The sequence below is a fragment of the Claveliimonas bilis genome (genome assembly GCF_030296775.1).
In the GTDB taxonomy this organism is placed as follows: Bacteria; Bacillota; Clostridia; order Lachnospirales; family Lachnospiraceae; genus Claveliimonas; species Claveliimonas bilis.
Map to the genome: position 1 here is coordinate 2816477 of NZ_AP027742.1, position 14189 is coordinate 2830665.

13 protein-coding genes are annotated in these 14189 nt (G+C 46.3%); 2 read left to right on the forward strand and 11 right to left on the reverse strand.

Annotated elements, in window-relative coordinates; translation table 11 throughout:
- Nucleotides 1-11 precede the first annotated feature (11 nt).
- Entirely contained in the window at nucleotides 12-1160 is a 1149-nt protein-coding gene (nagA, locus tag R2J37_RS13580) for an N-acetylglucosamine-6-phosphate deacetylase (RefSeq protein WP_316265567.1), read from the reverse strand.
- A gap of 171 nt (nucleotides 1161-1331) precedes the next feature.
- Between nagA and R2J37_RS13585 the strand changes: the two genes are divergently transcribed.
- On the forward strand, nucleotides 1332-2615 hold the full coding sequence (locus R2J37_RS13585; protein WP_316265569.1) for an L-cysteine desulfidase family protein: 1284 nt from the start codon (nucleotides 1332-1334) through the stop codon (nucleotides 2613-2615).
- Between the two features lie 99 nt (nucleotides 2616-2714).
- On the opposite strand, the gene R2J37_RS13590 is transcribed toward R2J37_RS13585, so the two are convergent.
- From R2J37_RS13590 to R2J37_RS13635, 10 genes are all read right to left on the reverse strand, one after another.
- The gene (locus R2J37_RS13590; RefSeq protein ID WP_316265571.1) at nucleotides 2715-4253 is read right to left on the reverse strand and encodes an ATP-binding cassette domain-containing protein; all 1539 of its coding nucleotides are present in this window, start codon (nucleotides 4251-4253) and stop codon (nucleotides 2715-2717) included.
- Between the two features lie 385 nt (nucleotides 4254-4638).
- Nucleotides 4639-5925, reverse strand: a complete 1287-nt coding sequence (locus R2J37_RS13595) for a permease prefix domain 1-containing protein (RefSeq protein ID WP_316265573.1) — start codon at nucleotides 5923-5925, stop codon at nucleotides 4639-4641.
- Nucleotides 5912-6253: a PadR family transcriptional regulator gene (locus R2J37_RS13600; RefSeq protein WP_230105182.1), complete on the reverse strand. Its 342-nt coding sequence runs from the start codon at nucleotides 6251-6253 to the stop codon at nucleotides 5912-5914. The genes R2J37_RS13595 and R2J37_RS13600 overlap by 14 nt, the downstream gene beginning before the upstream one ends.
- Nucleotides 6254-6451: 198 nt before the next feature.
- A complete protein-coding gene (locus tag R2J37_RS13605) occupies nucleotides 6452-8434 on the reverse strand; it encodes a sodium-translocating pyrophosphatase (RefSeq protein WP_230105181.1) in 1983 nt (660 codons plus the stop codon).
- A gap of 114 nt (nucleotides 8435-8548) precedes the next feature.
- On the reverse strand, nucleotides 8549-9337 hold the full coding sequence (gene truA / locus R2J37_RS13610; protein WP_316265576.1) for a tRNA pseudouridine(38-40) synthase TruA: 789 nt from the start codon (nucleotides 9335-9337) through the stop codon (nucleotides 8549-8551).
- Between the two features lie 80 nt (nucleotides 9338-9417).
- Nucleotides 9418-10233, reverse strand: a complete 816-nt coding sequence (locus R2J37_RS13615) for an energy-coupling factor transporter transmembrane component T family protein (protein WP_316265578.1) — start codon at nucleotides 10231-10233, stop codon at nucleotides 9418-9420.
- On the reverse strand, nucleotides 10230-11096 hold the full coding sequence (locus R2J37_RS13620) for an energy-coupling factor transporter ATPase (protein WP_230105178.1): 867 nt from the start codon (nucleotides 11094-11096) through the stop codon (nucleotides 10230-10232). The genes R2J37_RS13615 and R2J37_RS13620 overlap by 4 nt, the downstream gene beginning before the upstream one ends.
- On the reverse strand, nucleotides 11081-11938 hold the full coding sequence (locus R2J37_RS13625; protein WP_230105177.1) for an energy-coupling factor transporter ATPase: 858 nt from the start codon (nucleotides 11936-11938) through the stop codon (nucleotides 11081-11083). The genes R2J37_RS13620 and R2J37_RS13625 overlap by 16 nt, the downstream gene beginning before the upstream one ends.
- A 56-nt stretch (nucleotides 11939-11994) precedes the next feature.
- The gene (locus R2J37_RS13630) at nucleotides 11995-12513 is read right to left on the reverse strand and encodes a peptidylprolyl isomerase (protein WP_230105176.1); all 519 of its coding nucleotides are present in this window, start codon (nucleotides 12511-12513) and stop codon (nucleotides 11995-11997) included.
- An 86-nt stretch (nucleotides 12514-12599) separates the two neighbouring features.
- Nucleotides 12600-13250: a hypothetical protein gene (locus R2J37_RS13635; protein WP_316265581.1), complete on the reverse strand. Its 651-nt coding sequence runs from the start codon at nucleotides 13248-13250 to the stop codon at nucleotides 12600-12602.
- Nucleotides 13251-13438: 188 nt separating this feature from the next.
- Between R2J37_RS13635 and R2J37_RS13640 the strand changes: the two genes are divergently transcribed.
- Nucleotides 13439-14044: a putative ABC transporter permease gene (locus tag R2J37_RS13640; RefSeq protein WP_256193050.1), complete on the forward strand. Its 606-nt coding sequence runs from the start codon at nucleotides 13439-13441 to the stop codon at nucleotides 14042-14044.
- Nucleotides 14045-14189 lie beyond the last annotated feature (145 nt).

Below are 14189 nucleotides of genomic sequence, written 5' to 3' on the forward strand. Positions count from 1 at the left end.
TTCCCTTTTTATTACACAGCTTGCCTTTCTAACATTTTCCCGTCTTTTATGACTGCTTTCAGGTTCAGATCCTTATCAAGGAGCAGCATATTGGCCTTTTTCCCCACGGAAATAGATCCGTATTTATCATAGACTCCAAGGCTTTTAGCCGGATTTACTGTGGCGCATCCGATAGCTGTCTCCAGAGGAATCTCCATCTTTTTAACTGCCGTCCGCACACAGTCCATCAGATTGGTTGCAGATCCTGCCAGAGATCCATCCGATACAAGGGTTGCGCGGTTCCCCTTCACATCCACGTCCAACCCTCCCAGTGTGTATCTGCCGTCCGGCATACCGGTGGCTCTCATACTGTCGCTGATGAAAATGATCCGTTCTTCTCCAAGCATTTTAAAGGTTGTACGCACCACTGCCGGGTGAATATGCACCCCGTCGCAGATCAGTTCCGCCATCACATGAGAGCTGTCCGCCACAGCCCCTACAACGCCCGGCGCCCGGTGAGAAAAGGCCGGCATGGCATTGTACAGATGAACCGCATGACATGCCCCTTTGTCGTACGCTGCCTTTGCAGAGTCATAATCCGCATTGGTATGAGCCAGGGAAACATGGACTTCGTCTTTTACCTCTTCCACAAATTCCAGCGCTCCTTCTTTTTCCGGCGCGATCCCGATATATTTCACAAGTCCTTCTGCCGCATTCTGGAAACGCCGGAACATGCCGGCATCACACCTGCAAATATTCCTTGCATCCTGGGCCCCTTTCTTTTCTTCACTGATAAACGGTCCTTCCATATTCACGCCCAAGAGGTCGGCCCCTCCATGAGCGCCTTTCCGATATCCTGCCGCTGTGGCAAGAATGTGCTCCAGCTCTCCTGCCGGAAGCGTCATAGTGGCCGGGCAAATGGCTGTCACGCCTACAGACGCCTCGTATTCCGCGATCTTCTCTATTGCCTCTGTTGTGCCGTCACAGAAATCATAGCCTTTGCAGCCGTGGAAATGGATGTCAATGAATCCGGGAACTGCAAAGCAGCCCTCTCCATCTATCACTTTCCCTTCCGGCAAATTTTCGCCTTCCGCAAAAATCCCTCTGTCTTCATCTATAAAAATTTCTCCTTCTTCAAATCGTTTGTCTTCTCCGTATACTTTTACATTTTTAATCTGCATGATCTTTTTCGCTCCTTTCCCTGCTCTTCCCGGACAAATTCCCTTTCCGGGGCGGACAATGCTTTATGCAAAGATTGTAACATTTACCGTCAACAAAAGCAATTTCCAGCATTGTGGATTGTTATGCTTTTTGTTATAGTAAAGTTGTAATCATACAAATCGGAGGAAACAATGAACGGGGAAATTTATAATAATTACGTAGAAATTTTAAGAACAGAACTCATACCTGCTCTTGGATGTACGGAGCCGATCGCTCTTGCCTATGCTTCCGCAAAGGCAGTAGAAGTCCTTGGAGATTTTCCGGAAAGTATAAAGGCTCTGTGCAGCGGTAATATCATCAAGAATGTAAAAGGAGTAAAAGTTCCCAATTCCGGAGGGTTAAAAGGGGTAGAAGCCGCTGTCATCCTGGGAGCGCTGGGCGGAGATGCCGGGCGTAAACTGGAAGTACTGGAAACCGTTTCTGAAAAAGACCGCATAAAGACAAAGGAACTTCTGAAATCTCATTTCTGCACCTGTCTCTTGAAAGAAGGTGTACCCAATCTTTTTATTGAGATTCACGCCTGCAAAGGAACAGACAAAGCAGTTGTACGTATTGAAAACAGCCACACCTGCATTACTTTGATCGAACGAAATGGAGAAGTTATCTATCAGGGAGACGCCGATCCTGTGAAAGCACAGGTGGACAAGTCTCTTTTAAACCTAAAAGACATTATTGCTTTTGCGAAAGAAGTAGATCTGGGTGAAGTCCGGGAAGTTCTGGAACGGCAGATTGCATATAACACAGCTATTTCAGATGAAGGTCTGGAACATGAGTGGGGCGCCGGGATCGGCCGTATGATCCTTGAAGAGTTCGGAGACGACGTCAAATGGAGATCCATTTCGCGGGCTGCCGCCGGATCTGACGCCAGAATGAGCGGCTGTTCCCTTCCTGTTATTATTATCTCAGGTTCCGGCAATCAGGGAATGACCTGTTCCCTTCCTGTGATCGAATACGCGAAGGGCACCGGAAAATCACAGGAGCAGCTCCTTCGCGCTCTTTGCATTTCCAACCTGGTTGCCCAGGATCAGAAACGTTATATCGGTCCTCTTTCCGCCTACTGCGGCGCTGTCTGTGCGGCTGCCGGGGCAGGGGCAGGCATCACCTATCTGTGCGGCGGTACACAGGAACAAATTGAAAATACAGTGATCAATACCATCGTAAATGTGGGAGGGATCACCTGCGACGGCGCAAAACCAAGCTGTGCCGCTAAAATTTCCTCCTCTCTTCAGGCAGCGTTTCTCGGTCACAAAATGGCAATGAAAGGCATCCGCTTTGAAGCAGGCGAAGGTCTTGCCATGGAAACGGCAGAGGACACCGTAAAGGCCATCGGATATATGGGACGGGAAGGCATGCGTCAGACCGATGTGGAAATCCTGAATCTCATGATCGGAAAAACTGATCTTTCCTGTATTTAAAAATCACAATTACAATGAAGAGAGCAGGTCACCTAAAAACCTGCTCTTTTATATTTTCTGCTTCTTCCGGCACATAGATGCCTTTTACGCAGATGCTTTTTACGGCACGGTTACGGTGCGCACCGCCACCTGTCTGACAAAGTCATAATCGTGCTCCACCAGCAGCATTGTTGGCTGATATTTTCTGATCAGTTCTATGATCTGCTGCCGGGAAAAAATATCAATATAGTTCATTGGTTCATCCCAAATATAAAGATGGGCCTGCTCACATAAACTTTTTGCAATAAGAACCTTCTTTTTCTGTCCCATGCTGTAATCTTCCAGTCTTTTTTCAAACTGCATTCTTGAAAAATCCATCTTCCGAAGCAGCGCAAGAAAAGTAGATTCGGGAAGATCATATCTGTCCGCGTATTCCTTTAATGTTCCTTCCAGTCCTGACGGCGTCTGGGGAACATAGGAAATAATAAGTCCTGCCGCTGTTTCTATTTTCCCTTCCTTCTTCAGCTCATCCCGGCTTTCTTCCTTCTCTTGTCCTTTCAAGCCGGCGTCTTCTTTCCATCCTGTAGCCTCCAGCACTGCCTTTAAAATACTGGATTTCCCGCATCCGTTAGGCCCCTGCAGGAGAATCCGCTCATTCTGGCAGATCTTTAAATCCCATCCTCTGCACACTTCATGGTTCCCATAGGCCAGAGTCACATCTTCCATGGCAACAAGACATTGCTTATGATGGGTGAGAGGATAAAGCTTCAGCTCTTCTGTATGCTCCACATTTTTCAGGAGCTTTTTCTTTTCCTCTGCCGCAGCATTTCTCCGGTTTTCTATACTTTTTGAACGTTTCATCATTTTTGCCGCCTTATGTCCGATCGCTCCCCGGTCAGGGCGCAGTCCCGCTATTTTGCTGCCTGTCTTTGTCCGCTCCACCGCATCTGACCAGCCTTCCGTCCGTCTGGCTGCCTCCTCCAGGCGTCGGATATCCTTTTTCAATTTTTCATTTTCTGCCTGCTGGGAAACGTCTCTTTTCTCTTTCTCTGACTGCCATGTAGAAAAATTCCCACGGGTTATTTCTATATTTTCCGGGTTAATGGCAAGAATGTGATCCACACATCCGTCCAGGAAATGTCTGTCGTGAGACACCAGGATAAATCCCTTTTTTCTCTTTAAATACTGCATGACCTGCTCTCTTGCCCCCATATCCAGATGATTGGTAGGTTCATCGATCAAAAGAAAATGATTATCCCTTGAAAACAGAACTGCCAGCATGACCTTCGTCTGTTCTCCGCCGCTCAGCGAGTCAAAAGGACGGTACAGCACTTCACTGTCCACATCGAGAAAGGACAGTTCCCGGCATATTTTCCAAAGCTCATAATCCGGATCCAGCTCCTTGGCTATCACGATCGTATCCTGCCCTGGATCCGTGATCTCAAAAGGAAAATAATCCATTTCCCCGGCTCCTGTTATGGTTCCTGTATATTCGTATTTTCCCTCTAATATGTGAAGAAGCGTTGTTTTACCCCTTCCATTCCTGCCAGTCAGCCCCAGCTTCCAGTTTGTGTCGATCTGGAAGGAGACATCTTCAAAGACCGGCTCTATCCCTCCCTCATAGCAAAAGGAAAGATGATTTACACTTATCAAAGACATATCCGCATTCCTCCTTTTTCCAGGTGCATGACAGCAGAAAAAATACCGGGAACAAAGTTTCCTGTCAAATAAAAAAGACACGGAACAATTTCCATGTCTTCCTTCTTTTCCATTTGCCTTTTTATGCTGCGCCGTAGCATTCCATACGCAGTTTCTTTTCCGGATTCCAGGATCTTCTTCTCTGCATGCACACACCATTTATCATTGCGATCATTGTGCGCCAAATATGAAATTCATATTTATCTGCAGAAATTCTTCATCCTTTCATCTCCTGTTCTATATCAGATTCATTCCTTTTACATGATCGACTGCATCTTTGCAGCCAACTGCTGTCTCTATTAACCTACCACAGTATCCGGAGCATGTCAATCTGTATTCTTGTTCTCTAATTCTTCACTACCCGGCTGTTTCTGTAAACGGACAGAAGAAGTCCTGTGTAAATGTAGGTCACTGTCATATTAGTCCCTCCAATCGTACAAAACGGCATATAACCCTGACCTGACGGCAAAAGCCCCAGATTGCTTCCCAGATACCAGATGATCTGAACCGCAACAAAGCTTACGCATCCCAGCCCTATCAGAAATCCCAGACGATTTTTTTGCCGGAAAACCGCCAGAAAGAGAAAGACAAGAAAAAGGACTGCCAAAACAGTAAGCAGCGTAACCGGAGCCATCCCAAAACGATAAAACAAATAAAGCCACAGAAAATCGCCCCGCACATCAAACCTTGTCCACTCAAGTTCGCTTCCGGTAAGATCCACTCCCGCCTTATCCATTGCCGCAAGACTCTGAACATTTTCACGCACCGTCTGACTGTATTCCATTGGGATGAAATGATTCCCTGTATACCAGGCAAGCAAAAGAGCGCCGACTGCCGTCAAAAGGATAAGCCCCAGTAAAATCCGGATTTGTTTTTTGTCTTTCTTCTGATTTTGTTTTTGGAAAAACCAGCCTTTCCACACTGTCACACAGAGCATTGTCCCGCAGATTCCAAACACAACCGAAGCATATATATGGTTCTGAAGCGGAAGCAGAAAAAGAATGCCAATCACAAGCAGCCATCCTGCACTTTTGGCAATTCCTTTTTCTTTGCCTCCCCTGCCGCTCCACAGCATTCCGGCAAAGGCAGGCAGAAGAAGGCAGTCGATCAGCGCTCCATAAGAGTAAATTCCCCCATTGATCCATATTCCCCTGTACCACATCACGTTTACCGCATAAGTGAATACCTCCAGACCAAGAACCGCCAGCCATATCCTGCCCGCATATCTCCCGATCAGGCTGTAATCCATAAAACAAAGCAGGATCATAATTACAAAACCTGCTGCCGAATATCTTACCTGCCTCCAGACTTCTGCCGCTTTATATGCAGAATCGGGCTGCTGATAAGTCATCCACTGAAGAAGCAGCCCAACTGCTGCCAACAGAAACGCAACTGCCAGAAGCTTCCAGTCCATTATGGGGCGATGGATGTGATTCAGACTCATTCCGGTTTCTTCCGGATCTCCCATCTGCCGCACCGCTTCCTCCTCCGCTTCTTTTTCAGTCATTCCCTCTGCCATGCAGTCGATCTTCTGATCTTCAATATGATCCCTAAGTTTCTTTTCTATCATGGGCCACGCCCTTCTGCACCGGATCTGCTCTGAAACTGTCATGAGATAATCATGCATATTCATATACTGCACCTCCCAGTACATTTGCAACTGCACGGGAATACTCCTTCCACTCTTTCGTTTTTTCCTTCAGCTGTTTTTTTCCCTCCTTTGTGATCCGGTAGTACTTTCTCACCTTTCCCCCTATTTCACTTTCATAGGACTCCAACGCCCCTTTTTCTTCCAGAGAATGCAGAAGCGGGTACAGGGTACCTGCTTTCAGCTCAAAAACATTTTCAGACCGCTCCCGAAGAGTTTCTATCATTTCATATCCATACATTTCCTTTTCTTCGAGAAGCTTTAAAATCAGCATAGCCGTACTTCCTGATAAAAGACTTTTTTCCACAGCCATAGTTCCTCCTTATATAGATTATCGATATATCGGTTATCTATATAATATATAGATGTCCGATATATGTCAAGGCAAATCCGTAAAGTTTCATACAAAAGAAAGCCGCCCAAACTATAGAAGCAAAATATCCATAGTTTGAGCGGTCCTTCTTTTCTACTCTAAGTTCAGGTTATTCTTTTTCCTTACCCCGTCATTCTTCTATAAAAGTCCTCCGATCGACAAAAACAGCGGTGCAAATACCAGTGATACAATAGTCATTAATTTAATTAAAATATTGATGGACGGTCCGGATGTATCCTTAAAAGGATCCCCCACGGTATCTCCAACAACTGCCGCTTTATGGGCATCGCTTCCCTTGCCTCCATGGTTACCGTCCTCGATATACTTTTTCGCATTATCCCAGGCGCCTCCTGCATTGGACATAAATACCGCCATCATCACTCCGGTTACAAGAGATCCTGCCAGCAGACCTCCAAGCGCGTCCGGTCCTAAGACAATACCGATCAGAAGAGGCGCCGCTACTGCCATCACTCCGGGAACCAGCATTTCCTTTAATGCTGCTGTTGTGGAAATCGCTACACAGGACTTGTAATCCGGCCGCTGTGTTCCTTCCATGATTCCCGGCATAGCTGCAAACTGTCTCCGTACTTCCTCGATCATCTGATAGGCAGCCTTGGAGACCGATTCCATCGTCATTGCTGAAAACAGAAACGGAAGCATGCCTCCAATAAAAAGTCCTATGATCACACGGTTATTTAAAAGATCGATCTGTGTCAGCTGGACAGCTTCTGCATAAGATACAAATAAGGCCAGCGCCGTCAGGGCTGCAGAACCGATCGCAAATCCTTTGCCGATGGCTGCCGTTGTATTGCCCACTGCATCCAATTTATCTGTGATCTTCCTTACTTCCGGCTCCAGTCCGGACATTTCTGCAATTCCTCCTGCATTGTCGGCGATCGGTCCATAAGCGTCCACTGCAACGGTAATGGCTGTAGTGGAAAGCATACCTACAGCGGCAAGAGCAATTCCATAAAGACCACTGAACTGATAAGCGGCAAAAATTCCCACACAGATCAGAAGGATCGGTGCTGCCGTCGATTTCATTCCCACGGCAAGGCCGCTGATAATAGTGGTAGCGGAACCTGTTTCCGACTGTGCTGCGATTTCTTTTACTGATTTGTAATCTCCTGATGTATATATTTCAGTGATGATACCGATCACCAGACCAACGATCAATCCGGCTACAATAGAAATCGCTTCATTCATGCCCCCAAACATGAACCAGCTGAATACAAATGCAGCAATCACCACAAAAATACTGGAAACGTATGTACCCATCTTCAACGCCTTATGTGGATTGGAATTTTCATCTCCTCGCACAAAAAAGCTTCCCAGTATAGACGCCAAAAGTCCCAGTCCGGCTATGATCAGCGGATAGGCTGCACCTGCTATCTGATAATAGACAACTCCAAGTGTAAGAGCTGAGATCAATGCTCCCACATAAGATTCAAATAAATCCGCTCCCATGCCTGCAACATCTCCTACATTGTCACCTACATTATCTGCAATGACTGCCGGGTTTCTCGGATCATCCTCCGGGATGCCGGCCTCTACTTTTCCCACCAGGTCAGCTCCCACATCTGCAGCCTTTGTGTAAATGCCTCCGCCCACACGGGCAAACAATGCAATCGAAGAAGCGCCGAGACTGAATCCGGACAGGATCTCTACATTTTCCGTCAATGCATAGATCAAACCCACCCCCAGCACTCCAAATCCAGCCACGCACATCCCCATAACAGCGCCGCCGGAAAATGCAATGGATAAGGCTTTATTCATCCCGCTGTTTCTTGCAGCATTTGCCGTTCTGACATTAGCCCGTGTAGCCACCTGCATTCCGCAGTACCCGGCAAGGGTGGAAAACAAAGCTCCGCAGACAAAGCATACTGCCGTGATCCAGTTGCCGATTCCCAGGCCGATCAGCACAAATAAAATGAGTACAAAAAATACGAGAATCTTGTACTCTGCCATGAGGAAAGCTCTGGCCCCTTCACTGATGGCCGATGCGATTTCCTTCATGCGCTGTGTTCCTTCTTCCTGCCTTGACACCTTTGCTGCCAGATAGGCCGCAAAAATTAATGCCAGAATGCCGAAGAACGGAACCACCTTCAACAATCCTTCCATACAAAATACCTCCGTTCTCTTTTTTCGTACATTCATTCTAACATTAATTTCTATCAATTACTATATTTCTATTGTATTTTCTGTGTTTTTCATTTATACATTTGAATTAGCACATTATTTTTCAGATTCTCCGTAAAGTATTTTAACCAAAACCAGTCCCTGGGGCGGAGCTGTCACTCCCGCTTCCGTCCTCTTTTTCATCTGCAAAATCTGCTCTACCTTCTCCGGCTCGTAGAATCCCCGTCCTACACGGATCAGGGTCCCGACAATAATACGCACCATATTATAGAGGAATCCATTGCCTTTAATACGGATGACGATCTCTCTTCCGCCAAGGGAAGACTCTTCCTCTGTCTGCTCTTCCCGTGTCAGAATCTGTATATCCTCAATAGTACGGACCGTATCTTCCGTGTTGGTCCGTACATTGCAAAAACTTGCAAAATCATGCTCTCCTATGAGGTAGTCTGCCCCCATCCGCATTTTTTCTATATCCAGGGGAAAAGAAACAAAGGCGGCATAGCAGCGCTTCATCGGGTCAGGCACCGGCCCGTTGTAAATATGATATTCATATATTTTGCTGATGTTATCCTGATATCTGGGATGCCAGTCAGCCGGAACTTCCCGGGAATCTGTGATCACAATATCCTCCGGCAGTTTCTGGTTCAGAGCATAGGCAAACCGCTGCGGCGGTATTGAGGATTCCGTATCAAATACCGCCACATTTCCAAGGGCGTGCACGCCGGAATCCGTTCTGCTGGCTCCGATCACTTTGATATCTTCTCCGGTAAGAGCGCTGATCTTTTTATTAAGTACCTCCTCTACCGTCAGTCCATTCGGCTGGATCTGCCAGCCACAATAGTTTGTTCCGTCATAAGCGACTGTTAATTTTATTCTTTTCCGCATGTTATCCACATCCTTTTCCACATTTTGGGGATATCTCTTTTTATAAAGGGATGTTTCCAAATCAAAGAAAAACGGAGGCTCTAAAAAACCCCCGTCCCCAGTTTTCCAATACAGAACACTGCCGCAACATAAACGATCACGATAATATAAGCGGCCCGGTCTCTGCCATGATATTTCAGCGGTTTCATTTTTGTACGTCCTTCGCCGCCCCGGTAACACCTTGATTCCATAGCCATGGCAAGGTCATTGGCTCGCCGGAATGCAGACACAAACAGAGGAACCAGTATAGGTATCATACTTTTGGCCCTCTGGATGATATTTCCACTCTCCAGATCGGCGCCTCTGGCAATCTGCGCTTTCATGATCTTATCTGTCTCTTCCAGAAGAATAGGAATAAACCGAAGCGCAATGGACATCATCATGGCAACCTCATGCACCGGAACATGGATCTTATTCAGCGGATGCAGAAGACTTTCAATCCCGTCCGTCAGCGCATTAGGCGTTGTTGTAAATGTCATAAGAGAGGAGCCCGCAATCAGATAGATCAGACGTATCGCCATAAAAACTGCCGTCCGAAGACCTGATTCTGTTATGGTAAAAATCCAGGCATGAAAAAGTACATCTCCTCCTCTGGTAAGAAAAAGATTGAAAAGCACTGTTATCAGCAAAAGCATAATGATCGGCTTCATGCCTTTCATAATATAGCTGAAAGGAACCTTAGACAAACGGATAATTGTAATCAGAAAGACCGTTGCCACAAGATAGCCCCAAATATTATCAAAAAGGAACAAAGATATCAGATATAAAAGCGTTCCAACCAGTTTCACTCTCGGATCAAGACGATGCAGTACACTCTTGGCCGGATAATATTGTCCTATTGTTATGTCTCGTATCATTCTTTTCTCCCCCGCCTCGCCTGAACTGCCTGCATAATCTCTTCTGCCGCTTCCGCCACTGTCGTTGCCGTCACTTTCACATCAAACCCCTTCTCTTTCAAATCGTGCATGATATAAGTCACCTGGGGCGCTGCCAGACCAATCTGCTCCAATTCCTGATAATGAGAAAAAACCATCTTGGGCCTGTCATTATACAGGACCTGACCTTTATTCATCACGATCAGCCGGTCTGCATATTTTGCAATGTCTTCCATACTGTGGGAGACAAGGATTACTGTCATGTCTCTTTGCTGGTGCAGATACGCGATCTGATCAAGGATCTCATCACGACCCTTGGGATCCAGCCCCGCCGTCGGCTCATCCAGAACCAACACATTGGGATCCATTGCAAGAACACCTGCAATGGCTGCTCTTCTTTTCTGCCCTCCCGACAGCTCAAAAGGAGAGGATTTATAATATTTTTCCTTTAGTCCTACCAGCTTTAAAGCTTCCCTTGCCTTCTCTTCACACTCTTCCGGTGAAAATCCCTGGTTTTTGGGACCAAAACATACATCGGACAGAACATCCACTTCAAAAAGCTGATGCTCCGGATACTGAAACACAAGTCCCACCTGGCTCCTAAGCTTCTTCATGTCATAGCCTTCTTTATAGATGTCCTCTCCGTTATAGTAAATCGTTCCGCTGGTTGCCCGGATCAGTCCGTTTAAATGCTGGATCAGTGTCGATTTTCCGGATCCGGTATGACCGATGATCCCTACAAATTCCCCATGAGGAATCTCAAGGCAGATATCCTTAAGCGCCTGTTTTTCGTAAGCAGTTCCGGGACTGTATATATAATTCAGATGTTCTAATTTAATTGACATAGTGCTTCCACCAATTCTTCTTTCTTTAAAATTCCCGCCGGAATATCCAGCCCCTTTTTCCTAAGTTCATCCGCCAGCATGGTAACCTGCGGCACATCCAGGCGGTAATGCTTCAGCATGTCCACCTGTGAGAAAATTTCTTTTGGAGTTCCATTCATCACTACTTTTCCATGATCCATTACAAAAATCTTATCTGCATATATGACTTCTTCCATATAGTGCGTGATGAGGATTACCGTAACGTTTTTCCGATGGCGGAGCGCCCGCACGGTATTTAACACTTCTTTTCTTCCGATCGGATCCAGCATGGCAGTAGGTTCATCCAGCACAACGCATTTTGGTTCCATAGCGATCACACCTGCAATAGCGACTCTCTGCTTCTGTCCGCCGGACAGCTTGTTGGGAGAATGATGGCGGTATTCAATCATTCCAACAGCCTTTAAGCTGTCCTCCACACGCTTCCAGATCTCATCTGTGGGAACGCCCAGATTTTCCGGTCCGAATCCCACATCCTCTTCCACCACTGTGCCAATGATCTGATTGTCCGGATTCTGAAATACCATTCCCGCACTTTGACGCACATTCCAGAGTTCTTCCGGATCTTTCGTATCCTTTCCGTCTACCCAGATCGTCCCTCCTGTGGGAACAAGGATCGCATTGATATGTTTTGCCAGTGTTGACTTACCAGAACCGTTGTGACCTAAAATGGCAATAAACTGGCCTTCTTTAATATCCAGATCCACTTCATCGATCGCACGGGAACTGCCGATCACGTTTCCTTCTTCATCCCGCTTTTCATATTCAAAGACAAGGTCCCTTGTCCTAACCATTTCTTCTGCCATCTTTTTGCCGCTCCCTTTCCGGTCAATTTTACTGTGTCCTATTTTACGTTATCCTTCTATGCCTTCTCCGGTTCCGGATAATCTACGCCCATTGTGTCTACTGTCACCTTTGCCATTCTCTGCACATTAAGAGGTCTGTCACTGTAGTCTGTGTCAGTCTCTGCAATCTTATTTACAATGTCCATTCCCTCTGTGATCTTACCGAACGCCGCATATGCACCGTCCAGGTGAGGTGAAGTTTTGTGCATGATAAAGAACTGGCTTCCTGCAGAGTCCGGATGCATTGCTCTTGCCATGGACAGCACTCCCTCTGTATGCTTCAGATCATTTGCAAAACCATTCTGGCTGAATTCTCCTTTGATATTGTATCCCGGACCGCCTGTTCCGATTCCGTCGGGGCATCCGCCCTGGATCATGAATCCGCTGATCACACGGTGAAAGATCAGACCGTCATAGTATCCTTTCTTCACCAATGAGATAAAGTTATTGACTGTATTAGGAGCAATCTCCGGATACAGCTCTGCTTTCATGATATCTCCGTTTTCCATTTCAATCGTAACGATAGGATTTGCCATATTTTCTTACCTCGTTTCTTTCATCAGATTTCCTGAATATTGTAACATGGGGACAGTGCTTTTTGCAAACTCCTTCATCCCCTATCCTAAAAAGCGGACTCCCTCTTTTCCCCATCTTCAATGGAGTAAAGGATCATCCCTCCTTTTGGCTCTCTCCCGGTTTCCCACAGTTCATCCAGAACAAATGTGGTTGCCTGACCGTAAGTTGCCGCTGTCACCAGCCTTTTCTTCTGATCTCCCGCTGTTTTTTCTTCATACCCCACCAGGAGAAACCAGTGCCAGATAAAGTCTCTGAACTGCCCTGTATCTTCGTGGCGCAGCAAAAGGTAAGGAATCGGATATCCGGCGTCAATCTGTCTCTTAATTACTTCCCAGGCTTTGTCACAGGAATTTTCCCCTGCAAAAGCCTCCATACGGATATGTTTTCCCGACTGTTCCACATCCTGAAGATAATCTGTCATCCCGTCTATGTAAAGTTCCAGTTTATCTACGCCGCCTTTTCGTGGTTTCAGATAAGGCTTCATTTTCATACTGAAACTTTTGTAATCTCTCTTTGAAAGGTCATAGGGAGCATAGGGATAAAGATGTTTCATCCCTTTTTCCCGCGCAAAATAGATGCAGCTGTCACATGCTGTAGCAGCGGCGCATCCGCCAATGTGCATCACTACGTTTGTAAACCAGTCCTGGTTCCCTCCGAACTCTCCTTCTATTTCAAAATAATCCAGTTGTTTTTTCATGTCTGACTGCAAACCTCCATCTGCAATATAGCTGATTTCTTCTCTCCATATCAATCCTAAATTTCAATGCTTAATTTTTCCGTCAAAAATCTTTCGGAAATCTTTATAATTTTCCGCCCTATATCTTTAATTCTTTCTTTTACACTATAGGCAGATAAAAAAGAAACGATCATGAAGGGGGTAATGTTATGAAAACTGCTGTAAACCGTATGGAAAACCTGCTTTTATCCATCCGTCCGTCTGCTTCTTTGGAATATCAGAAACACTATTCCTTCCCGTCGCTTGTTCTGATCTTCTTTACCTTTTCCGGTATTGGATGGCTGTGGGAAGTCCTCCTTCATCTTGTTATGGACGGCATGTTCATCAACCGCGGCGTCCTGACCGGTCCGTGGCTGCCGATTTACGGGACCGGCGGAGTCCTGATCCTTCTTGTGCTGAAGAAATGGCAGGACCGTCCGCTCCGCCTCTTCGGCATGACGATGCTGTTGTGCGGCATCATCGAATACTTTTCCGGACTGGCTCTGGAAACTTTATTCCAAGTCCGCTGGTGGAACTATTCGGACATGCTTTTTGAGATCCAGGGAAGAGTCTGCCTGACAGGACTTCTGATCTTCGGCATCGGCGGACTTGCCATCGTATATATCATCGCTCCAAAGCTTGAAGGGATATTTTCCCGCATCCCCCAAAAATACCTCTGCCTTCTCTGCGCGGCTCTTCTTCTTATTTTTGCTGCCGACATTGCCGTATCCTTTCTGCATCCCAATACAGGATTCGGTATTACAACCGCCATCTGACTTTCGACTTTACCGTTGATTTTATCACAGATGTCTTGTCCATGTACAGAGAAAAGAAACTTTCGCGGCAGTTATATCATATGCAAAACTATGCAGCGGCCATTTCTCACCTGATTTTAGAAATTTTCATTTAAAATTGACTGAC

Bases quoted from the DNA above. Each gene is read 5' to 3' on its own strand.
- R2J37_RS13585 (WP_316265569.1), top strand. From the start codon at position 1,332: ATGAACGGGGAAATTTATAATAATTACGTAGAAATTTTAAGAACAGAA.
- R2J37_RS13590 (WP_316265571.1), bottom strand. From the start codon at position 4,253: ATGTCTTTGATAAGTGTAAATCATCTTTCCTTTTGCTATGAGGGAGGG.
- R2J37_RS13635 (WP_316265581.1), bottom strand. From the start codon at position 13,250: ATGAAAAAACAACTGGATTATTTTGAAATAGAAGGAGAGTTCGGAGGG.
- R2J37_RS13595 (WP_316265573.1), bottom strand. From the start codon at position 5,925: ATGAATATGCATGATTATCTCATGACAGTTTCAGAGCAGATCCGGTGC.
- R2J37_RS13620 (WP_230105178.1), bottom strand. From the start codon at position 11,096: ATGTCAATTAAATTAGAACATCTGAATTATATATACAGTCCCGGAACT.
- R2J37_RS13630 (WP_230105176.1), bottom strand. From the start codon at position 12,513: ATGGCAAATCCTATCGTTACGATTGAAATGGAAAACGGAGATATCATG.
- nagA (WP_316265567.1), bottom strand. From the start codon at position 1,160: ATGCAGATTAAAAATGTAAAAGTATACGGAGAAGACAAACGATTTGAA.
- R2J37_RS13600 (WP_230105182.1), bottom strand. From the start codon at position 6,253: ATGGCTGTGGAAAAAAGTCTTTTATCAGGAAGTACGGCTATGCTGATT.
- truA (WP_316265576.1), bottom strand. From the start codon at position 9,337: ATGCGGAAAAGAATAAAATTAACAGTCGCTTATGACGGAACAAACTAT.
- R2J37_RS13625 (WP_230105177.1), bottom strand. From the start codon at position 11,938: ATGGCAGAAGAAATGGTTAGGACAAGGGACCTTGTCTTTGAATATGAA.
- R2J37_RS13615 (WP_316265578.1), bottom strand. From the start codon at position 10,233: ATGATACGAGACATAACAATAGGACAATATTATCCGGCCAAGAGTGTA.
- R2J37_RS13605 (WP_230105181.1), bottom strand. From the start codon at position 8,434: ATGGAAGGATTGTTGAAGGTGGTTCCGTTCTTCGGCATTCTGGCATTA.
- R2J37_RS13640 (WP_256193050.1), top strand. From the start codon at position 13,439: ATGAAAACTGCTGTAAACCGTATGGAAAACCTGCTTTTATCCATCCGT.